This is a genomic window from Streptomyces sp. NPDC040589 (assembly GCF_055594445.1).
Genome location: NZ_JBVIWP010000007.1, coordinates 369,215 through 390,115, shown reverse-complemented (window position 1 = coordinate 390,115; position 20,901 = coordinate 369,215). Strand labels below are relative to the sequence as shown.

Below are 20,901 nucleotides of genomic sequence, written 5' to 3'. Positions count from 1 at the left end.
TCAGTACACGTCCCGCACATACCGCTTGTCCGCCGCGAGCTGCTTCACGTACGCGGCGGCCTCCGCCTCGCTCAGCCCGCCGTGCGTCACCGCGATGTCCCTGAGCGCCCGGTCCACGTCCTTGGCCATGCGCGAGGCGTCGCCGCAGACGTAGAAGCGCGCCCCCTCGCACAGCCAGTGCCACAGCTCGGGCCCGTGCTCGCGCATCCGGTCCTGCACGTACACCTTGTTGCGCTGGTCACGGGAGAAGGCGGTGTCCAGCCGGGTGAGGGTGCCCTCGTCGAGCAGCGCGGTCAGCTCGTCCTCGTAGTAGAAGTCCGTCGCGCGGTGCTGCTCGCCGAAGAACAGCCAGTTGGGAGCCCGGTGGCCGAGCGCCCGCCGCTCCTGGAGGAAACCGACGAACGGCGCGACACCGGTGCCCGGGCCGACCATGACCATCGGCGTCGAGGCGTCGCCCGGGGGCCGGAAGTGCGGCGAGCGCTGCACGAACACCGGTACCTCCGTGTCCGCTTCGGCATCCGCGAGGAAGGGCGAGCAGACCCCGCCGCGCGCCCGGCCGTGCAGGTTCTCGTACCGCACCACGGACACCGTCAGCGAAACCCGCCCGGCGTCGACCAGCGGGCTGGACGATATGGAGTACAGCCGCGGCTGAAGCCCCCGCAGCACCCCGGCCCACTCCTCGGCACTCGCCCGCACCGCGTACTCGGCGACCACGTCCACGGCCTGCCGGCCCCAGCTCCACTGCGCCAGCCCGTCCTTGTTGTCGGGCCGCAGCAGCCTGCGCAACTCGTGCTTGTCCCGGGCGCGTTCGGCGACGAAGCGCAGCAGGTCGGGCGTGATCCGCGTGATGTCGAAGTGCCGGTGCAGGGCCTCGGCGAACGGCACCTCGCCAACGCCCTTGACCTGCACGGCTGTTGTCCCGTCCAGGCCGGTCACCGCCAGCCACTCGTCCACGAGGGCGGGCGCGTTGACCGGCCGGACGCCGAGCGCGTCCCCGGCCTCGTACGCCAGGTCCGTCCCGCTCGTGTCGAAGGTGAACCGGCGGACCTCCTTGCCCGCGCCGGGCCGGCTGAGCAACTCGTTGCCGACGAGCCGGGCGGCGGTGGCGGCGGGCTTGGACTTGGTCCTCGGCTGCTCAGCCGGGTCCGAGGCCGGGGCCGAGGTCGGGGCCGAGGCCGTGCTCGTGCCGCCCAGCGCCGAGAGCACCTGGTCGAGCCACTCCCCGGCGGAGGGCTCGTAGTCCGGCTCGCAGTCCGTACGCGGGGCCAGCCGCACCCCGCCCAGCTCGTCGAGCCGCGCGTCCAGCCGCCGCCCGTGCCCGCAGAAGTCGTCGTAGGAGGAGTCGCCGAAGGCGAGCACGGCGTACCGCACCCCGTCCAGGCGCGGGGCCCCGGCGTCGGCGAGCGCGTCCCAGAGGCCGCTGCCGTTGTCGGGAGCGTCGCCGTCCCCGAAGGTGCTGGTGATGAAGAGCAGATCGGCCGTGCGGGCGAGCGTTCCGACATCGGCCTCGTCCATCCCGACGAGGCGCGCGCGATGCCCGGTCGCGGTCAGCCGCTCGGCGGTGGCGGAGGCGAACTCCTCGGCGTTCCCGGTCTGCGAGGCCCACAGCACGACGATCTCGCGCCCGGCGGGTTCCTGCGGCGCGGCGGTCGCGGTCCCGGAGGCCCGGGAGTACATGCCGGCGAGGACCCCGTTGACCCACAGGGCGTGCTCGGCGGAGAAGGGCGCGTCGGGCGGCAGCACCGGGACACCGCCGAGGGTGCCCGAGCCGAGCCCGGCGAGGAAACCGGTGAGGTACCGGCGTTCCTGGGCGGAGAGGACCGGCGGAGGGGAGGGTTCCAGGCCGAAGGGATCGGCGGCGCCCGGGGTCACCTCCGTCGGCACGAGCGCCTCGGCGGGCGGTGCCGGTGCCGGTGCGGCCACCTTCGCGAGCGAAACCGCGCACACCTTGAACTCCGGCTGGAACGACAGCGGATCGACCGCGTCGCTCGTCACCGCGTTGATGCTCAGATACTCGCCGAACAGGTCGTTCCAGTGGAACGGCGCGAAGCAGCACCCCGGCCGCACCCGGTCCGTCACCACCGCGGGCAGCACGGCCCGCCCGCGCCGCGAGGCGACCTCGACCAGATCGCCCTCCGCGACGCCCAGCGCGCCCGCGTCCTCGGGATGGAGCTCCACGAAGGGCCCGGAGTTCAGCTTGTTGAGCTTCGCGACCTTCCCGGTCTTGGTGAGCGTGTGCCACTGGTGCTGCACCCGCCCGGTGTTGAGCACGAACGGATAGTCGTCGTCCGGCGTCTCGGCGGCGGGCAGATGCGGGCGCGCGAAGAAGACCCCCCGCCCGGAGGCCGTCGGAAAACGGAGCCCGTCGTCACCGACGTACCGGATGGGATTGCGCTCCGGCCCGTCCTCCCGCGCGGCCGGCCACTGCACGGGCGTCTCGCGCAGCCGCTCGTAGGACACCCCGCGCAGGTCCCACCCGGTCTTCGGGTTCCAGAACCGCCGGATCTCCTCGAAGACCTGCTCGGCGCTGTCGTACGAGAACCCCTTCTCGTACCCCATCGCGCACGCCACCTTCGCGATGATCCGCCAGTCGGCCATCGCCTCCCCGGGCGGGTCCGCGGCCGGCTGTGTCAGCGTGAGGTTGCGCTCGCTGTTGACGAAGACGCCCTCCGCCTCGGTCCACATCGCGCCCGGCAGGACGACGTCGGCGTACGCGTTCGTCTCGGTGTCGGTGAACACGTCCTGCGTGACGACGAACTCGGCGGCCTCCAGACCCTCGATGACCGTACGGCGGTTGGCGACCGAGGCGACCGGGTTGGTGCAGATGATCCAGCAGGCCTTGATCTCCCCGTCGGCCATCTTCCGGAACATCTCGACGGTGCCCTTGCCGACTCCGTCCTTCCGCAGGGTCCCCGGCGGCAGCTCCCACACGTCCTCGGTGAACGCCCGCTCCTCGTCCACGAGCACCGACCGCTGCCCCGGCAGCCCCGGGCCCATGTACCCCATCTCGCGCCCGCCCATGGCGTTGGGCTGACCGGTGAGGGAGAACGGCCCGGCGCCCGGACGGCAGATCGCCCCCGTCGCCAGATGCAGATTGACCAGGGCGTTGGTGTTCCAGGTGCCGTGCGTGGACTGGTTGAGCCCCATGGTCCAGCAGCTCATCCACCGCTTGCCCGCCTCGCCGACCATCCGGGCGGCGGTGCGCAGATCGTCCTCCGCGATCCCGGTGATCTCCGCGACCGCGGCCGGGGCGTAGTCGGCGAGAAACCCGGGCAGGGCCTCCCAGCCCTCGGTGTGCTCGGCCATGAACGCGGGGTCGGTGTGCCCGCCCTCGTGCAGCAGCTGCAGCAGACCGTTCAGCAGCGCGAGGTCGGTCCCCGGCTTGACCTGCAGGAACAGATCGGCCTTGGCGGCGGTCGCGGTCCGCCGGGGATCGACGACGATCAGCTTGGCGCCCGCCTTGACCCGCTCCATCATCCGCAGGAAGAGGATCGGATGGCAGTCGGCCATGTTCGACCCGATGACGAGAAAGGCATCCGCCTGATCGAAGTCCTCGTACGACCCGGGCGGCCCGTCCGCCCCCAGCGACAGCTTGTAGCCGGTGCCCGCGCTCGCCATGCACAGCCGCGAGTTCGACTCGATCCCGTTCGTCCGCACGAACCCCTTGGCCAGCTTGTTCGCCAGGTACTGCGCCTCCAGGCTCATCTGCCCGGAGACGTAGAAGGCGACCGCGTCCGGCCCGTGCTCGTCGACGATCGCCCGCAGCCGCGCCGCTGTCTCGGCGATCGCGCCGGCCACCGGCGCCGGGACCGCCTCCTCGCCCCGGTCGTCCCGCACCAGCGCGCTGGTCAGCCGCCCGGGAGCGGCGAGCATGTCGGCCGTGGTCGCGCCCTTGGTGCAGAGCCGCCCCGCGTTCGCCGGATGCGCCTTGTCACCGGACGCCTTGAAGATCGTGCGCCGGCCGTCCGGTCCCGCCCCGACATCGAGGACGAGGCCGCAGCCCACACCGCAGTAGGAGCAGACGGTGCGCACCTGCTGCGTCTCCTGCTGCGGCCGGGGGATCGTGGTCATGCCGTCGACGGTACGAAGGCCCCGTTACGCAGGTGTCACATTGCTTGATCACGAGGAGTTACGCCCGTCACACAACCGCCTTCCGGCCGTTGTGAGGTGCATTGAGGTCGCGGAGCGTGTCGCTGTTGGGCCGAACGGGTGACTCTGCGCAAGAATTGCCCGATGCAGACAGTCAGCGCGAGCCAGGACGGAGCATGCCGGTGAACAGCCACGATGTCACCGACGAACAGTGGGAGGGGCTCGCCCAGGTCGTGCCGCTGCGGGGCCGGGACGCCTGGCCGTCCTCCGTCGGCCACCGTTCCATACCCGAGGCCGAGACGGAGACGCGCCGCCGCTTCGTCGTCCTGCGGGTGAACGTCTTCGCCGACGCCCGTGACGTCGCCGAGAGGCTGATGGCGGGGGTGCCCGTGTTGCTCGACCTGACCGGCGCGGAGACGGAGGTCGCCAAGCGCGTCCTCGACTTCAGCACGGGCGTCGTCTTCGGCCTGGCGAGCGGGATGCACCGCGTGGACCGCAACGTGTTCCTGCTGACACCGGCGGGCACCGAGGTGACCGGGCTGATGGAGGGGGCCGGGCTTCCCGGGGTGTGACGGCGGCTCGATCGGTGTGACGGTAGCTCGATCGTAGGAACGCCCCGGAGACGGAACGGTTCGTCCCGTCGCCGGAGCCCTACGGTCCGGATATGACCCAGCCCCCCGCACCCACACCCGCCACATCCTCCGCACCTCCCGCGGGTCTCACGCACCCCGACCGCCCCCGCCTCACCGAACTGCGCCTGGCCGCGTTCACCACCCACCGCCGCGCCGCCTTCCCGCTCGGGCCGCTCACCCTTCTCGCCGGCCCCAGCGGCTGCGGCAAGACCAGCGCGCTGCGGGCGTACGAGGCCCTGGCCCGGCTCGGCGGCGGCGCCGGGCTCGGCGAGGCGTTCCCGGACCCCGTCGCCTGTGTGCCGGAGCGGGCCCGGCCCGACGCGCAGCGCCGCCGCGGCTTCCGCATCGGCTGCACGGCCGACGGCCCCGCGGGCCCGGTCCGGCTCGACGTGGCCGTGCAGGCCGAGCCCGAACTGCGCGTCGTGGGCGAACGGTTGACGGCCGACGGCCTTGTCCTCCTGGAGACCGCCCTGCGCGACCCCGGCAAGCGCACCGTGCAGGCCGCCTGGCACACGGCCGGGCCCACGCCCGTGACCCGCGGTCCGCTGCCGGACGACCGGCTCGGCACGGCCCTGCTGCCGCTGCGCGTGGCCGGCAAGACACCCGGCCAGCGCAGGGTGCTGGCCGCCGCCGAGCAGATGGTGGTCGCCCTGCGCTCCGTCTTCGCCTGCGACCCCCAGCCCGCCAGGATGCGCGCCCCCGTACCGTCCGGGTCCGGCCGGCTGCTCCGCGGCTGCGGCAATCTGGCCGACGTGCTGGAACGCACCCGCACCGAGTGCGGACGGCGGCACGCGCTGTTCGTGGCGGCGGTACGCGCCGGCTGCGCCGGGCCGGTCGCGGGCGTCCTCGCCCGGGCTGAGGAGGGAACGGGAGCGGTCCGTGCGACGCTCGACCGGGGCGACGGCGTCCTGACGGACCTGCGGCGGCTCGGCGACGGCGAACTGCGCTACGTGGCTCTCGCGTTGGTCCTGCTCACCGGACCGGGTGTGCTGGAGGTCGACCCGGCCGGCGAGGTGCCCGCCGCACTCCAGACCCTCACCGTCCTCGCCGACGGCTTCGACCGGGGCCTGGACGGACGGCAGCGGCTGGAACTGCTGCGACTGGCGGCCCGGATGTGCGAGCGGGGGCACATCCGTCTCATCGGCACGGTCAGTGACGCCTCGTGGGCCGCCGGGACGGCGGGTGTCACGGTGGTACACCTGGACCGTGACTGATCACCTGGACGTGGCCGAACTGCAACGCCGCCTGGCCGATTTCGCGGCCGCGCGGAACTGGCAGCAGTACCACACCCCCAAGAACCTGGTCGCCGCGCTCAGCGTGGAGGCCTCCGAACTGGTCGAGATCTTCCAGTGGTTGACCCCTGAGGAGTCGGCCCGCGTCATGGCCGACCCCGACACCGCGCCCCGCGTCACCGACGAGGTCGCCGACGTGCTCGCGTATCTGCTGCAGCTGTGCGAGGTGCTCGGCATCGACCCGCTGGCGGCGCTGGACGCGAAGATCGACCGGAACGAGCGGAGGTTCCCGGTCGAGGAGTAGCAAAGTCCGTTTGTACGCTACGTAACCAAAATGCGGCTCGAATCCGAATTGTTGTCCGCAATTTTCCGTCTTCCTCTGGCTTTTGGTCTCACGCCCCTTCACTCTGGGTAGTGAACTAGGGAGTTCGGGCAGGCGTACGCGCGGGAGCGCGTCGGGACAGACGGGGGCAGCGCATGGACGCGGTGCGGCTCATCGTGACGAGCAGGCGGTCCCTGGCCGCGGGTGGCAGCGTGCGGGAGATCCTGGCCGAGGTGTGGCAGGCGCAGGCCCTCGCACAGGCGATAGGCAGCCGCCTCGCGGTCGCCGGACCGCCCGAACTGCGCGGCGAGGCATTGGGATTGACGGAGTTGGCGGGCCGAGGCTGCGGCGTCCTCGACCCGCCCGAACTGGCCCCCGGTGAGCTGCGGGCGGGCCAGCTCACCGAGTTGGGCGACGCCCGCCACACCCTGATGTTCCTCGGCGGCCTCCTCGGCGAGGTCGGCATAGCCTTGGTCGGCCTCGCCTGCGCCGCGGACGACGAGGGCACGTACTGGCAGTGCATGGAGGCCATCGACGCGGCGGACGAGTCCCGCGACCGAGTCCTCGAAATGCTCCGCAGACTCGCGGACCGCGAGCAGGTGGTACCGGAGAGGGAGGCGGGCTAGCTCAGGGGCCGCTGGAGCGCCGACTGCGGGCCGGCGGGGGTGTTCGCGCAGTTCCCCGCGCCGCCCCTGTGGCAACGCCCTCAAGGGGCGCGGGGAACTGCGCGACCGGCCACAACGGCGCCGCAGCCGACGAGCCCCACCCCCGAGCAACTACCCGGCGCCGACCCCGGACGGCGCCGCCCCCGCCCCGCCCCCCCCGGCAGAAGCCCCCTGACGGACGCCGCCCCCACCCTGACCACCCCCACCCCACCCCTCAGCCCGCAGAACCCTCCTCGCCCGCCCCCCGGCCGGCATCCCCCGCTGCCTGAAGATCCGCGTCCAACGCCGACAGGTCCGCGTTCAACGCCGCCATCAGCTCCTCCATCTGCTGCAACAGCCCTTTCGGCTGCCCGGTCCCGCCCTGCTGCGGCACGGTCTCTTCGGACATGACGGCCTCCTCGGCCCATGGCCCCCGGGGAGGCCGACGCGGGTGACGCCCCGGCGGTCGCGGGCCGGTGCGGAAGCCGGGGGCTCCGGCTCCGCCCGAGCCAACGATCACCATCGGGGCCGGTCACTGGCCGGGTCAGGCGGCACCCGCGGTATTCACGTAATTTCACCCGACCGGGGACAACGCGGGACGGGGGACCGACCGTGGCGCCCCGCACCCCGGCGTGCAGGATGGAAGCATGGATCTCCGCATCTTCACCGAGCCCCAGCAGGGGGCCACCTATGACACGTTGCTCGCCGTCGCCAAGGCCACCGAGGACCTCGGCTTCGACGCCTTTTTCCGCTCAGACCACTATCTCCGCATGGGCGACGGCGACGGCCTGCCCGGCCCCACCGACGCCTGGCTGACCCTGGCCGGACTCGCCCGGGAGACCAAGCGCATCCGGCTCGGCACCCTGATGACCGCCGGCACCTTCCGGCTGCCCGGTGTGCTCGCCATCCAGGTCGCGCAGGTCGACCAGATGTCCGGCGGCCGCGTCGAGCTCGGCCTCGGCACCGGCTGGTTCGAGGAGGAGCACAAGGCCTACGGCATCCCGTTCCCCAAGGAGAAGTTCTCCCGCCTCGAGGAACAGCTGGAGATCGTCACCGGCCTCTGGGCGACGGACCTCGGCAAGACCTTCGACTTCCACGGCACCCACTACGACCTCACGAACTCTCCCGCGCTGCCCAAGCCCGCGCAGAAGAAGATCCCCGTGCTCGTCGGCGGCCACGGCGCCACCCGCACCCCGCGGCTGGCCGCGCGGTACGCCGACGAGTTCAACATCCCCTTCGCCTCCATAGAGGACAGCGAGCGCCAGTTCGGCCGGGTGCGCGCCGCCGCCGAGGAGGCCGGCCGCGACGGCGGCGATCTGACCTACTCCAACGCCCTCGTCGTCTGCGTCGGCCGGGACGAGGCCGAGGTCGCCCGCCGCGCCGCCGCGATCGGCCGCGAGGCCGACGAGCTGAAGCTCAACGGCCTGGCCGGCTCCCCGTCCGAGGTCGTGGACAAGATCGGCCGCTACGCCGAGATCGGCGCCCAGCGGATCTACCTCCAGATCCTCGACCTGGACGACCTCGACCACCTGGAGCTGATCTCCTCGCAGGTGCAGTCGCAGCTGTCGTAAGGCCGGCGTCGCAGCTGTCGTGGGTCCGGCACGGTACGTCGGCCGTCCGGCGGATCGGGCCGTGGAGCGTGATCCGCCGGGCCTCGGTCAGGGCTTGCGGGCGACCGCCACGTAGAGGGGGATCTCCTCGCCTCCGCCGTCCACTCCGCGCGGTTCGCCGAGTTCGGGGTGCCACCGCGCGGCCAGGACCACACCGGGGTCCACCAGCTCAAGGCCGGTGAAGAACTCCGAGAACTCTTTGAGGCTGCGCACCTGTGCCGCCGTACCGCCCTTGCGGTACACCTCGACGACCCGCTCCCAGGTCTCCGGGTCGAAGTCGCCGGTCGCGTGGGACAGCGTCAGGTGGCTTCCGGGTGCCAGCGGTTCGAGGAGTTCTCGTACGAGCCGGAGGGGCTCGTCCTCGTCGCCCACCAGGTGCAGGAGTGCCACCAGGGAGAGGGCGATCGGCCGGCTGAAGTCGAGGGTCTCGCGGGCCGTCGCGATGATCTTTCCGGGGTTTCGCACATCGGCCTGGACATAGGCGGTCCTCCCCTCCGGCGCGCTGTGCAGCAGGGCCTCGGCGTGCCGGAGAACGATCGGGTCGTTGTCCGCGTAGACCACCCGAGCGTCGGGGGCGACCCCCTGGACGATCTGGTGCAGGTTCGGCTCGGTCGGGATGCCGGTCCCGATGTCGAGGAACTGGCGGATGCCCCGCTCGGCCAGCAACCGGGAGGCGCGGTGCATGAAGGCGCGATTGGTCCGCGCCATCGCGCTCACGGCGGGGAAGTGCGAGGTCACCTGCTCGGCCGCCGCCACGTCGACCGGATAGTTGTCCTTCCCGCCGAGGAAGTAGTCGTACATCCGCGCCGCATGGGGCTTGCTGGTGTCGATGGTGCCCACAGTCGCACATCCTCCCTCGAACGCCCGGTCGACCGGAGGCTAGCGAAAATTCCCGGGTCCCGTCGGCGCCCTCTCTGTACGGTGGCCGTATCCGCAGTTCAGGCCACTGATCAAAGGTCGACCTACCGTGTTTCTGACCATCACCACGACCGGCACCCCGGAGCGCCCCGCCACCGATCTCGGCTACCTGCTGCACAAGCACCCCGAGAAGGCGCAGGCGTTCTCCACCTCCTACGGCACGGCCCACGTCCTCTACCCCGAGGCGGACGCCGGGCGCTGCACGGCGGCCCTGTTGCTGGAGGTGGACGCGGTGGCACTGGTCAGGCGGGGCAAGGGCAAGGGCCGGGGCGGCGCCCCGGACGCGGCACTCGCGCAGTACGTCAACGACCGCCCCTACGCGGCCTCCTCCCTTCTCGCCGTGGCACTGAGCAGCGTCTTCTCCAGCGCGATGAAGGGCGTCTGCAACGCCCGGCCCGAACTGCCCGCCGTACCCCGGCCGTTGCGTATCGAGGTGCCGGCGCTGCCCGCGCGCGGCGGCCCCGGGCTGGTGCGGCGGCTCTTCGAGCCGCTGGGCTGGACGGTCACCGCCGAACCCGTGCCGCTGGACACCGAGTTCCCGCAGTGGGGCGACTCCCGCTACGTCCGACTCGAACTGGAGTCCACGGACCGCACCCTCGCCGAGGCCCTGCGCCACCTCTACGTCCTGCTCCCGGTCCTGGACGACGCCAAGCACTACTGGGTCGCCCCCGACGAGGTCGACAAGCTGCTGCGCGCCGGTGAGGGCTGGCTGCCCGGCCACCCGGAGCAGAAGCTGATCACCAGCCGCTATCTCTCGCGCCGCTGGTCGCTGACCCGTGCCGCGACGGAGCGGCTGGAGCTGGTACGGCTGGCCGAGACGGACGACAGCGAGGTCGAGGAGATCGACAACGCGGTCGGGGCGGAGACCGAGACCGAGGAGCGGCCGACCCCGCTGGCCGTGCAGCGCCGGGAGGCCGTCACCGTCGCGCTCAAGGCGTCCGGGGCCGCCCGTGTCCTGGATCTCGGCTGCGGTCAGGGCCAGTTGGTGCAGGCACTCCTCAAGGACCCGGCGTTCACCGAGATCGTGGGCGTGGACGTGTCGATGCGGGCGCTCACCATCGCCTCCCGGCGGCTCAAGCTGGACCGCATGGGGGAGCGGCAGGCCGCGCGCGTCCAGCTCTTCCAGGGCTCGCTCGCCTACACCGACCAGCGGATCAAGGGCTACGACGCCGCCGTGCTCAGCGAGGTCGTCGAGCACCTCGACCTGCCCCGGCTGCCGGCCCTGGAGTACGCGGTGTTCGGCTCGGCCCGCCCGCGCACCGTCCTCGTGACGACCCCGAACGTCGAGTACAACGTGCGCTGGGAGAGCCTCCCGGCCGGCCACGTCCGCCATCGCGACCACCGCTTCGAATGGACCCGGGCGGAGTTCCGGGCCTGGGCGGAGGCGGTCGCCGAACGGCACGGCTACACGGCCGAGTTCCTCCCCGTCGGCCCCGACGACCCCGAGGTGGGGCCGCCCACCCAGATGGCCGTGTTCACCCTGACCACCCCGAAGGAGGCGAAGGCGGCATGACCGACGTACGCGAGGGGCGGGTCCTGCCCGTCACCGACCTCTCCCTGGTGGTGCTCGTCGGCGCCTCCGGCTCCGGCAAGTCCACGTTCGCCCGCAGGCACTTCAAGCCCACGGAGATCATCTCGTCCGACTTCTGCCGCGGCCTCGTCTCGGACGACGAGAACGACCAGAGCGCCACCAAGGACGCCTTCGACGTCCTGCACTACATCGCGGGCAAGCGCCTGGCCGCCGGCCGCCGCACGATCGTGGACGCGACCAGCGTGCAGTCCGACGCCCGCCGCCAGCTGATCGACCTGGCCCGGGAGTACGACGTCCTGCCGATAGCCATCGTGCTCGACGTGCCCGAGGAGGTGTGCGCCGAGCGCAACGCGGGCCGCACCGACCGCGCGGACATGCCCCGCCGGGTCATCCACCGCCACACCCGCGAACTGCGCCGCTCGCTCAGGCACCTGGAGCGCGAGGGCTTCCGCAAGGTGCACGTCCTGCGCGGCGTCGACGAGGTCGAGCACGCCACGATCGTCACCGAGAAGCGCTTCAACGACCTGGCCCACCTCACCGGCCCCTTCGACATCGTCGGCGACATCCACGGCTGTGCCGCCGAACTGGAGGCGCTGCTCGGCAAGCTGGGCTACACCGACGGAGTCCACCCCGAGGGCCGTACCGCCGTCTTCGTCGGCGACCTGGTCGACCGCGGCCCCGACAGCCCGGGCGTGCTGCGCCGCGTCATGGCGATGGTGAAGTCCGGCAACGCCCTGTGCGTGCCCGGCAACCACGAGAACAAGTACGGCCGCCACCTGCGCGGCCGCAAGGTCCAGCACACCCACGGCCTCGCAGAGACCATCGAGCAGATGGCGGGCGAGAGCGAGGAGTTCGTCGCCGAGGTACGGGAGTTCCTCGACGGCCTCGTCAGCCACTACGTCCTCGACGGCGGCCGGCTGGTCGTCTGCCACGCCGGGCTGCCCGAGAAGTACCACGGCCGCACCTCCGGCCGGGTCCGCAGCCACGCCCTGTACGGCGACACGACGGGGGAGACCGACGAGTTCGGGCTGCCGGTGCGCTACCCGTGGGCGGAGGACTACCGAGGCCGGGCGGCGGTCGTCTACGGCCACACGCCCGTCCCGGAGGCCACCTGGCTCAACAACACCATCTGCCTGGACACCGGCGCCGTCTTCGGCGGCAAGCTCACCGCGCTGCGCTGGCCGGAGCGCGAGCTGGTCGAGGTAGCGGCGGAGCGCGTCTGGTACGAGCCGCTGAGGCCGCTGCGTACCGAGGCACCCGGCGGGCACGACGGCCGCCCGCTGGACCTGGCGGACGTGCACGGCCGCCGGATCGTGGAGACCCGGCACCAGGGCCGGATCTCGATCCGCGAGGAGAACGCGGCCGCGGCCCTCGAGGTCATGAGCCGCTTCGCGGTGGACCCGCGGCTGCTGCCGTACCTCCCGCCGACGATGGCACCGACGGCGACCAGCAAGGTCGACGGCTACCTCGAACACCCGGTGGAGGCCTTCGCGCAGTACGCGGCGGACGGTGTCGAGCGGGTCGTGTGCGAGGAGAAGCACATGGGGTCGCGGGCGGTGGCCCTGGTGTGCCGGGACGCGGAGACGGCCCGCAAGCGCTTCGGGGTGGACGGCTCCACCGGGTCCCTCTACACCCGCACCGGCCGCCCGTTCCTCGACGACGACTCCCTCACCGCGGAGGTCCTCGACCGCGTGCGTACGGCGATCGGCGAGGCCGGCCTCTGGGACGAACTGGCGACCGACTGGCTGCTGCTGGACGCCGAGCTGATGCCCTGGTCGCTCAAGGCGTCCGGGCTGCTGCGGTCGCAGTACGCCGCCGTGGGTGCCGCCTCCGGCGCGGTGCTCCCCGGCGCGCTGGCGGCGCTGGAGGGCACGGCCGCACGCGGCGTGGACGTGGCCGGCCTGCTGGCCCGCACCCGCGAACGGTCCGCCGACGCCGCCGCGTTCACCGCGGCCTACCGCCGCTACTGCTGGCCCACGGACGGCCTGGACGGCGTCCACCTGGCACCGTTCCAGATCCTCGCGGTCCAGGGCCGCAGCCTCGCCGCCCTGCCCCACGACGAGCAGCTCGCCCTGCTCGACCGGCTCGTCGAGCACGACGGCAGCGGCCTGCTCCGGACCACCCGGCGGCTGTACGTCGACACGGCCGACCCCGAGTCCGTCCGGGCCGGTGTCGACTGGTGGCTGGAGATGACCGGCCGGGGCGGCGAGGGCATGGTCGTCAAGCCGATCGGCGCACTCGTCCGCGACCCCCAGGGCCGCCTCGTCCAGCCCGGCATCAAGTGCCGCGGCCGCGAGTACCTGCGGATCATCTACGGCCCCGAGTACACCCGCCCCGAGAACCTGGCCCGCCTGCGCTCGCGGTTCCTCAACCACAAGCGGTCCCTGGCGATCCGCGAATACGCCCTGGGCCTGGAGGCCCTGGACCGGCTGGCCGACGGTGAGCCGCTGTGGCGGGTGCATGAGGCGGTCTTCGGGGTGCTGGCGCTGGAGTCGGAGCCGGTGGACCCGAGGCTGTGAGCCGGAAGCCGATCGATTTCGGCCAGGCTTGTCCCGACTGGGGCGATCCTGGCCGGACGTCATCGTTCCCGTCCCATTCGTCCCTGGTTAACCGCTGGTTGCCGTGCTAACTTCGCTGGTCGATCAGGCAGGTATACCGGCTCAGGGGGAAAGTCGGTGGAAACACACGCGGGGTTCGGCGAACCCGAGGGCGGGTCCGGGCGTGCGGACGGCTTACGGCTGCTGCTGGGGATGACCAACGCCCTGTGCGGCCTGGGCTGCATGGAGGACGCGCAGGGGCGGCTGCACTTCGGTGCCGTCCTGGGAGACCTGCTGGGGCGTCAGATCGACCTGCGCGGCGTCAAATTGCGCGAGGACGTGGTACTGCTGACGCGCGCCGCGCTGAACATGCCGGGCGGAGAACGCGTACTGGTCGAGGTGGTGCGGATCCTCGAAGGAGACATGGCGGGCGACGAACTCGACCAGCTGCTCGACCAGTGGCTCGCGCCCGCCCCGCCCCCCGCCCTCCAAGGCCCCCTCTCCCGGGACGACGAGACCAGCGCCCGCGCCGTCCTCGCCAAGGGCGAACTCCCCGCCGCCCGGCTGCGCGACGCCCTGGTCGAGGAGCTCAACGGCCTCGACCTGCCCACCGGACTCGCCCCGGAACAGCTCTTCGCGCACCTCCTGGACCGGAACGTGCAGCCGGACGGACTGCCCCCCGCCGTCCTGCTGATCGACCACGCCGCCCGGTTCGCCGCCACCCCCGGGCACCGCTCCGTCCTGTCCGGCTGGGCCGACGACTGGGCTCGCCGCGCCGGCCTGACCGGACCGGTGGAGGAACGCCGGAAGGCCCGCGGCACGACGGAGAGCGATCCGGACATCCCGCGCTGCCTGGTCGTCGCCGTCGAACCGGCACGGGACGGTTCCGGCGAGATCGTCGTCCGTCCCTGGCTCAACACCGTCCCCGGCCGCTGGGACCCGCAGCCTGGCGAACCCGCCACGACCACCCTCGACGAGCTCGGCACGGCCGTCCAGTGCGCGTTACGGCAGGGTGCCCGCCTCTGGTCGGCGCCCCGCGAACCCGACCCGGGCGGACGCCGGCAGCCACCGCCGTACATCGAGTTCGTCCTTCCGTACGACCTCCTCAACCACGATGTGGCCGGTCTGACCTTCCGGGTCGGTGACGGTCAGCCGCTGCCGCTCAGCCTGAAGTACGGGGTGCACCTGCGCAGCCTGGAGCGGATGCGCACGGACGACGCCCTGGTCCGGGACCAGTGGCAGGAGCGTTGGCGAACCCTGCGCGAGCACGGCGTCCTGGTGCACGGCTGGCGCGAACCGGACGGCGGCCGGCTCGGCGCGTGGCAGGCCGGGCTCGCCGGGGAACCAAGACATACGGCGGTGGTGCTCGACGCCCCCGCCGACGTCCTGGCACTGGAGGCCCTCAAGGCCGCCATAGCGGAAGGAGTGGGACTCGCGATCTGGGACCGCAGAGGCGTCTTCCGCGAGGAGCGCCGGGAAGTGGTGACCGCCCTGTTCGCCGCGGCGCCCACCCCGGCGAGGATCCCGGTGGCCGTTCACCTCCTGCGCAGGAACGCCGAGAGCGAGGGCCGGGGCCCCGGCGAGCTGCTCGGCCGGCACATCGGCTTTTTCTGGGACGATCCGACACGTCCCGTCGACTTCCAGCCCACCGACCCAGGCGATCTCGCCAGCGAGGAGGCATCCGCATGAGCGCGCAGGAGCAGACGGTCCCGAACGGCTGGCGGATCTTCCACGGCACGGGCAGTGCCCCCGCCGTCCCGCCCGACCTGCCCGCGCCGCCGCCCTGGCGCCGCTTCCGGGGCGACCCGCCCCGGCCCGTACCGGCGGCCGACCCCCAGGCCGCGCTGCGCCGACTGGGCCCCGGCGACGTCACCCCGCAGCTGGGCGAGGAAGAGATCGACGTCGTCAACGCCGCGCTGCTGCTGCGCCGGCCCCTGCTGATCACCGGCCCGCCCGGCGTCGGAAAGTCCACCCTCGCCTACCTCATCTCCCGCGAACTCGGCCTCGGCCGGGTCCTGGAATGGAACATCGTCAGCCGCACCACCCTGCGCGAGGGTCTCTACGCCCACGACGCCATGGGCCGCGCCCAGGCCATCGCCGCCTGGCGGGCCGGCCTGCGGCACGCCGCGTCCCTGGAACCGGATGACGCCGACCCGGTTACGGACGTCAACACCGCGCTTCCTCAAAAACCTCGCCAACTTCCCCCGGTTCTGGGCGACTTCGTCACTCTCGGCGCCCTGGGGACCGCGCTGCTGCCCTACGATCGTCCCCGTGTGCTTCTCGTCGACGAGCTCGACAAGAGCGACATCGACCTGCCGAACGACCTGTTGCACGTCCTGGAGAACGGAAGCTATGACGTCCCCGAGCTGGTACGCGACGCCGCGGACAGCGCACGCGTCCACACCAGCGACCCCGGGGGCCGCGCGGAGGTGCGCGACGGGCGGGTCGAGTGCCGGGAGTTCCCGGTCGTGGTGATCACCAGTAACGGAGAACGCGAATTCCCCGCGGCCTTCCGCCGGCGCTGTCTGCCGCTGGAGATGCGCACGCCCACCCGGGAGCAACTTCTGGCCATGGTCGAAGGGCACCTCGGAACGCGCCCGCAGGGCACGGAAGACCTCGTCGACCTGTTCGTTCAGCGGGTCCAGGCCGGCGGTTCCCACTCCCTGGACCAGTTGCTCAACGCTGTCCAGATGACGACGGCGGGTGGTTTCCAGGCGGATGGTGACGGGCGTAAGCTCGTGGAAATGCTCCTGCGCGACCTCGCGAAGGGCCGCTGAATTGAAGGGCTATCCCAGGGAGCACGCATCCGGGCTCGGCGACGGATTTCCCGTTTCGGGGTCGTCGCCTCCTTCGGCGTTGCCCGAGTCCGCCGACCAGGCAGCAGAGCACGGAGCGCCGGTCCCGGCCGCCCTGGAACAGCCCGTCACGCGCTGGCAGGACGTCGCCGACGCGGTCTGGCTCGCCGCGCACTGGAACCGCCACGGCGGCCCGGCCGCGTCCGTCCCGGAGCCCGCGCAGGGCCGGGCGGCCGCATCCACGGCCCCGCCGCCCGCCCGCCCGCGGGAAGCGGAGGCCGCGGACCAGCCGGACACCCCACCGGCCGACCAGTCCCGGCCCTCCGGCGCCACCCCTGACGCCGCACGCGTCCCGCGCCCGCCCGCCACCGCAGGCGTGCCGGCCACTCCCGAGGGCCTCGGCGACCGGTCGCGGCCGGGGACCGGCGCCGCCCTGCCCGGAGAACCGGGCGCCGCGGCCCGTCTGTTACCCGACGCCGAGGGCCGTTTCACCCTGCGCCTCGGGCAGCCGCTGCTGCCCGCCGACGACCGCCCGCAGCAGGCCCCGGGCCGCACCACCGCCCGCTTCGCCCGCGCCCTGCACCAGCTGGCCCGCCGCGTGCCGTCGCGCGACACCCTCGAGCTCGACGAGGAGACCACCGCCGAGCAGGGGATCATCGACGGCATGTGGATGCCGTTCCTGCGTCCCGCCCGTACGGCCGCCTTCGACCTGGTCCTGCTGGTCGACGACGCGCCCACCCTGCGGATCTGGGAGGAGTCCACCGCCCGCCTCGCCGAGGCCGCGGAGCACAGCGGCGCCTTCCGGGCCGTACGAACGGTCCGGGTGAACGTGCCGCGCACCGGGACCGCCACCCTGCGCTGGAGCGCCGGCCGGGCCGCCGCCGACCCCGCAGAACTCCTCGACGGGCGCGGCGACCGCGTCTTCCTCGTGGTCACCGACGGACTCGCCCACGGCTGGGCCGCGCCCGCCGCCGACGACCTGCTCGCCCGGCTCGCCCACGCCGGCCCCACGGCCCTGGTGCACCTGCTCCCGCCGCATCTGCGCCACCGCGCCTCGCTCTACCCGTATCCGGCCGTTCTGGAGGCCGGCGGATTCGGCGCCGCCAACGACGGGCTCGAGCACTGGGCTCCGCCCGGCGGCCCCGACCCCCTGCGACCGCTGCCCGACGCGGGCGACGGCTCCGTGCCCGTCCCCGTGCTCTCCCTGAAGCCCGCCTCGCTCGCGGCCTGGGCCGACCTCGTCACCGGGGAACGCGGAGTGCGCCGTGCCCTGCCCGTCGTCCTGGCCGGCACCCTCACCAAGGGATCGCCCGCGCCAGGCCTGCGCGCCCCCCGCTTCCCGCGCGCCGCCAAAGCCGCCGTACGCCGATTCTTCACGCTGGCCACCCCCGCCGCTCGTCGGCTTGCCACCCAACTCGCCGCCATTCCCTTCGAGTTCGACCTCGTCGAACAGCTGCGGCGGCGCACCATGCCGGAGACCGGCCCGGACCACCTCGCCGAGATCCTGATGGGCGGGCTGATCGACTGGGACAGCGGCGGCGAGGGGCGCCCCGAGTTCGCCGACGGAGTCCGCGAGGAACTGCTCGCCACCACCACCCGCAGCCAACTCGCCCACACCGTCAGCGTGGTGGGCGAGCTGCCCGGCGCGGGCGCCCGGGGTGTCGCGCTGCGTGCCGCCCTGCGAGACCCGATGGGCACCACGCTGCCCGACCCGTCGGAGCGAGGCTGGGTGCGCAGCGAGCTGGCCGTGATGCGCGCGCTCTCGGGGCCGTACTCCGAGCGGGCCCGCCGAATCGAGCCCGGTCTGTCCAGGGCCCGGGGGCCCGGTGACGCCGAACGAGTGAGTCCGGGAATGTCCGGAGCTGCAACTTCTGAGGTGAACCGCGCGGCTCCTGGGGGATTGTCCGACGGAACGGGAAGTGTGCCACCGTCGACCGCCCCCCAAGAAGCTGGAGAACCACCCGTGCCACCCCTGGTATCCGACGCCATCCCACAAGAACCCCCGGAGGCTGAGCCCCCCATGCCGAGCACCACGACCGGAACGCCCGCCGCCCTCCTGGTGAACGTGCCTCTGCGTAACACGTCGTTCGTCGGCCGGCAGGCGCTGCTGAGTGCCGTGGAGGAGCAGCTGGGGGCTCAGGACACGGCGGCGGTGCTCCCCAACGCCCTGCATGGCCTCGGTGGCGTCGGCAAGTCCCAGCTGGCACTCGAGTACGTCTACACCCACCAGCACGACTATCGGGTGATCTGCTGGATCCCCGCCGAGCGAGAAAGCCTCATTCTCGCCGCGTTGGCCCAGTTGGCGGCACAGCTGGGCGTCGCCCCCACCGGTCAGGACAGCCTCGGCGCCCCCGCCGCCAACACGGCGGTGCCGGCCGTGCTGGAGGCGCTGAGCACCGGAACGCCGTACGACAGCTGGCTGCTCGTCTTCGACAACGCCGAGGACGTCGACACGGTGCGCCAGTACTTCCCGGCCAACGGACCGGGCAAGGTCATCGTCACGTCCCGGAACCGGGCCTGGGAGAGGGTGGCCACGTCGCTGCCGGTCAACGTGTTCGAGCGAGAGGAGTCGGTCGAGCTGCTTCAGAGGCGCTCGCCCGACCTGTCCATCGAGGACGCCGGGCGGCTCGCCGAGGCACTGGGCGACCTGCCGCTCGCGGTCGAGCAGGCGGGAGCCTGGCGCGCGGTGACCGGCATGCAGGTCGACGAGTACCTCGATCTGCTCGCGCAGCGCAGCCCCGAGATCCTCGAACTCGACCCGGCTCCCGACTATCCGGTCTCCGTCGCCGCCGCATGGGACATCTCGCTGGAGCGGATCAAGGAGAACAACCCCGGCGCCCGGCAGCTGCTCGACATCTGCGCCAGCATGGCCCCCGAGCCCATCCCGAGGGCGATGCTGCGCGGCAGCCGCGGCGTCAACGTCACACCCGAGGTCGATCCCCTGTTGAGGGAATCGATCAAACTCAACCGCGCCGTCCGCGACCTGAGCCAGTTCTCCCTGGTCCGGGTGGACCCGCGTTCCGACACCCTCCAGATGCACCGCCTGCTGCAGACGGTGCTCCTGGCCAAGCTGAGCGTCGATGAGCGGGAGCGGATGCGCGACGCCGCGCATCAGCTGCTGTCGGCCGCCAAGCCCGGCCCCTCCGGCTCGTCACTGGAATGGCGTGCGTATCAGGCGCTGCTGCCCCACGTGCTCACCTCACAGGCCGTGACGAGCACCGACACCTATGTGCGGGAGCTGGTCTTCGACACGGTGTGGTTCCTCTACTACTGGGGAGACCACGTGGGCGCCGCCGACTTCGCCCGCCAGGCCTGGAGCGCCTGGATCGGATCCTCGGGCGAGGAGGACCTCCACGTCCTCCGGATGACGAAGAGCCTCGGATTCCTGTTGCGGCAGAACGGCCAGGTCCCCGAGTCCATCCCGCTCACCGAGAAGGCCCTGGAGATCTCGCGCCGCACCGATGTCGACTCGGAGAACCTGATCGACTCGCTGTGCGAGATGGCGGACGCCCGCGGCTACCAGGGTGGATTCGAGGAAGCCCGGGCGCTGACGCAGGAGGCCACCGAGCTGGCCCGGTCCCTGTTCGGCCCGGACGATCCGATGACGCTGCGTGCCACCCACGCCTGGGGAGTCGCTCTGCGGTTGTGCGGCCGGTTCAGGGACGCGCTGCCGCTGGACCAGGAGAACGCCCAGCAGCGTGAGCTGCTGTTCGGCCCCGCCAGCTTCTTCACCCTCAACACCCTCAACGCGCTCTCCATCGACATGCGCGAGAGCGGGGACTATCCCGGCGCCCGCGATTTCCAGGAGGACGCGTATCGCCGAGCGCGCACCGAACTCGGTGAGGAACATCCGCTCACCTTGCGCATCGCCCGCAATCTCGCGGTCTGCCGACGCCGGGACGGGGCCCACGAAGAGGCGGCCAAGCTCTCGGACGAGACGCTGCGGCGCTTCGTCGCCCGCTACGGAAAGGACCACTTCGACGCCGTGTCGTCGGCGACCAACGTTTCCGTCGACCGGCGCCTGAACGGTGACCTCGACGGCTCCCGGGAGCTGGCGGAGGAGACGCTGCGGCGATTCGAGCAGCGCCTCGGTGAGAGCCACGCGTACACCCTCCTGACCAAGGCGAACCTGGCCGCCACCCTGCGTGCCCTCGGCGCACTGGACCAGGCTCAGGAGCTGGAGGACGACGCGGCGAGCCGGCTGGCCGCAGGTGTGGGCCCCCGGCACATCACCGCGCTGACCGTCGCCATCGGTCAGGCCAACACGGCCTACGCACGCGTCGACTTCGAGCGGGCGCACGAGATCGACCAGGCCAATCTGCCGCTGCTCGCCGAGATCGCCGGCGAGGAGCACCCGTTGACGCTGGCTTGCATGGCCAACCTCGGCCTCGACCTGCGCGGCCTGGGCCGCAGGGCGGAGGCCGACGAGCTGCAGCGCAAGGCGACGGACGGCTTCGCTCGCGTGGTTCGTGCCGACCACCCGTGGCATGTGGCCGCACGCCAGGGCCGCCGTATCGAGTGCGACATGGCGCCGATGCCGCTGTAGACCACTGCCTCGGCCGGGGCGGCACCCGCGTGCCGCCCCGGACCG

At 72.4% G+C, this 20,901-nt stretch carries 13 protein-coding genes; 10 read left to right on the top strand and 3 right to left on the bottom strand.

Going from position 1 to position 20,901, the window contains the following annotated elements; all coding sequences use genetic code 11:
- Entirely contained in the window at nt 1-4,071 is a 4,071-nt protein-coding gene (locus tag ACZ58V_RS29815; protein WP_471293739.1) for a molybdopterin-dependent oxidoreductase, read from the bottom strand.
- A 194-nt stretch (nt 4,072-4,265) separates the two neighbouring features.
- Between ACZ58V_RS29815 and ACZ58V_RS29810 the strand changes: the two genes are divergently transcribed.
- The 4 genes from ACZ58V_RS29810 (at nt 4,266) to ACZ58V_RS29795 (ending at nt 6,901) form a co-directional block, all read left to right on the top strand.
- Nucleotides 4,266-4,661, top strand: coding sequence for a cell division protein SepF (locus ACZ58V_RS29810; protein ID WP_031134653.1), 396 nt, complete (start codon nt 4,266-4,268; stop codon nt 4,659-4,661).
- A gap of 92 nt (nt 4,662-4,753) precedes the next feature.
- A complete protein-coding gene (locus tag ACZ58V_RS29805) occupies nt 4,754-5,935 on the top strand; it encodes an AAA family ATPase (protein WP_471293736.1) in 1,182 nt (393 codons plus the stop codon).
- Nucleotides 5,928-6,257 carry a nucleotide pyrophosphohydrolase gene (locus tag ACZ58V_RS29800; protein ID WP_468192192.1) on the top strand — a complete coding sequence of 110 codons (330 nt, stop codon included), beginning with the start codon at nt 5,928-5,930 and terminating at the stop codon, nt 6,255-6,257. Before ACZ58V_RS29805 ends, ACZ58V_RS29800 begins: the two co-directional genes overlap by 8 nt.
- Nucleotides 6,258-6,430: 173 nt before the next feature.
- Nucleotides 6,431-6,901 carry a DUF6099 family protein gene (locus ACZ58V_RS29795; RefSeq protein ID WP_468192190.1) on the top strand — a complete coding sequence of 157 codons (471 nt, stop codon included), beginning with the start codon at nt 6,431-6,433 and terminating at the stop codon, nt 6,899-6,901.
- 253 nt (nt 6,902-7,154) lie between these two features.
- Here ACZ58V_RS29795 and ACZ58V_RS29790 read toward each other — a convergent pair whose 3' ends face one another.
- Nucleotides 7,155-7,328, bottom strand: a complete 174-nt coding sequence (locus tag ACZ58V_RS29790) for a hypothetical protein (protein WP_468192189.1) — start codon at nt 7,326-7,328, stop codon at nt 7,155-7,157.
- 238 nt (nt 7,329-7,566) lie between these two features.
- Between ACZ58V_RS29790 and ACZ58V_RS29785 the strand changes: the two genes are divergently transcribed.
- Entirely contained in the window at nt 7,567-8,490 is a 924-nt protein-coding gene (locus ACZ58V_RS29785) for an LLM class F420-dependent oxidoreductase (protein ID WP_471293732.1), read from the top strand.
- Between the two features lie 87 nt (nt 8,491-8,577).
- Here ACZ58V_RS29785 and ACZ58V_RS29780 read toward each other — a convergent pair whose 3' ends face one another.
- Complete coding sequence (locus ACZ58V_RS29780) at nt 8,578-9,369, bottom strand: SAM-dependent methyltransferase (RefSeq protein WP_468192185.1); 792 nt, start codon at nt 9,367-9,369, stop codon at nt 8,578-8,580.
- 127 nt (nt 9,370-9,496) lie between these two features.
- Between ACZ58V_RS29780 and ACZ58V_RS29775 the strand changes: the two genes are divergently transcribed.
- From ACZ58V_RS29775 to fxsT, 5 genes are all read left to right on the top strand, one after another.
- Nucleotides 9,497-10,960: a 3' terminal RNA ribose 2'-O-methyltransferase Hen1 gene (locus ACZ58V_RS29775; protein ID WP_471293729.1), complete on the top strand. Its 1,464-nt coding sequence runs from the start codon at nt 9,497-9,499 to the stop codon at nt 10,958-10,960.
- Nucleotides 10,957-13,497, top strand: coding sequence for a polynucleotide kinase-phosphatase (locus ACZ58V_RS29770; RefSeq protein WP_471293726.1), 2,541 nt, complete (start codon nt 10,957-10,959; stop codon nt 13,495-13,497). Before ACZ58V_RS29775 ends, ACZ58V_RS29770 begins: the two co-directional genes overlap by 4 nt.
- Before the next feature lie 156 nt (nt 13,498-13,653).
- The gene (locus ACZ58V_RS29765; RefSeq protein WP_468192178.1) at nt 13,654-15,204 is read left to right on the top strand and encodes a VMAP-C domain-containing protein; all 1,551 of its coding nucleotides are present in this window, start codon (nt 13,654-13,656) and stop codon (nt 15,202-15,204) included.
- On the top strand, nt 15,201-16,292 hold the full coding sequence (locus tag ACZ58V_RS29760; protein ID WP_471293723.1) for an AAA family ATPase: 1,092 nt from the start codon (nt 15,201-15,203) through the stop codon (nt 16,290-16,292). The genes ACZ58V_RS29765 and ACZ58V_RS29760 overlap by 4 nt, the downstream gene beginning before the upstream one ends.
- Nucleotides 16,293-16,371: 79 nt before the next feature.
- Entirely contained in the window at nt 16,372-20,856 is a 4,485-nt protein-coding gene (fxsT, locus tag ACZ58V_RS29755) for an FxSxx-COOH system tetratricopeptide repeat protein (RefSeq protein ID WP_471293721.1), read from the top strand.
- Nucleotides 20,857-20,901: the final 45 nt, after the last annotated feature.

Coding starts and splice junctions, on each gene's coding strand:
- ACZ58V_RS29815 (WP_471293739.1), bottom strand. CDS start 4,071: ATGACCACGATCCCCCGGCCGCAGCAGGAGACGCAGCAGGTGCGCACC.
- ACZ58V_RS29810 (WP_031134653.1), top strand. CDS start 4,266: ATGCCGGTGAACAGCCACGATGTCACCGACGAACAGTGGGAGGGGCTC.
- ACZ58V_RS29805 (WP_471293736.1), top strand. CDS start 4,754: ATGACCCAGCCCCCCGCACCCACACCCGCCACATCCTCCGCACCTCCC.
- ACZ58V_RS29795 (WP_468192190.1), top strand. CDS start 6,431: ATGGACGCGGTGCGGCTCATCGTGACGAGCAGGCGGTCCCTGGCCGCG.
- ACZ58V_RS29790 (WP_468192189.1), bottom strand. CDS start 7,328: ATGTCCGAAGAGACCGTGCCGCAGCAGGGCGGGACCGGGCAGCCGAAA.
- ACZ58V_RS29785 (WP_471293732.1), top strand. CDS start 7,567: ATGGATCTCCGCATCTTCACCGAGCCCCAGCAGGGGGCCACCTATGAC.
- ACZ58V_RS29770 (WP_471293726.1), top strand. CDS start 10,957: ATGACCGACGTACGCGAGGGGCGGGTCCTGCCCGTCACCGACCTCTCC.
- ACZ58V_RS29760 (WP_471293723.1), top strand. CDS start 15,201: ATGAGCGCGCAGGAGCAGACGGTCCCGAACGGCTGGCGGATCTTCCAC.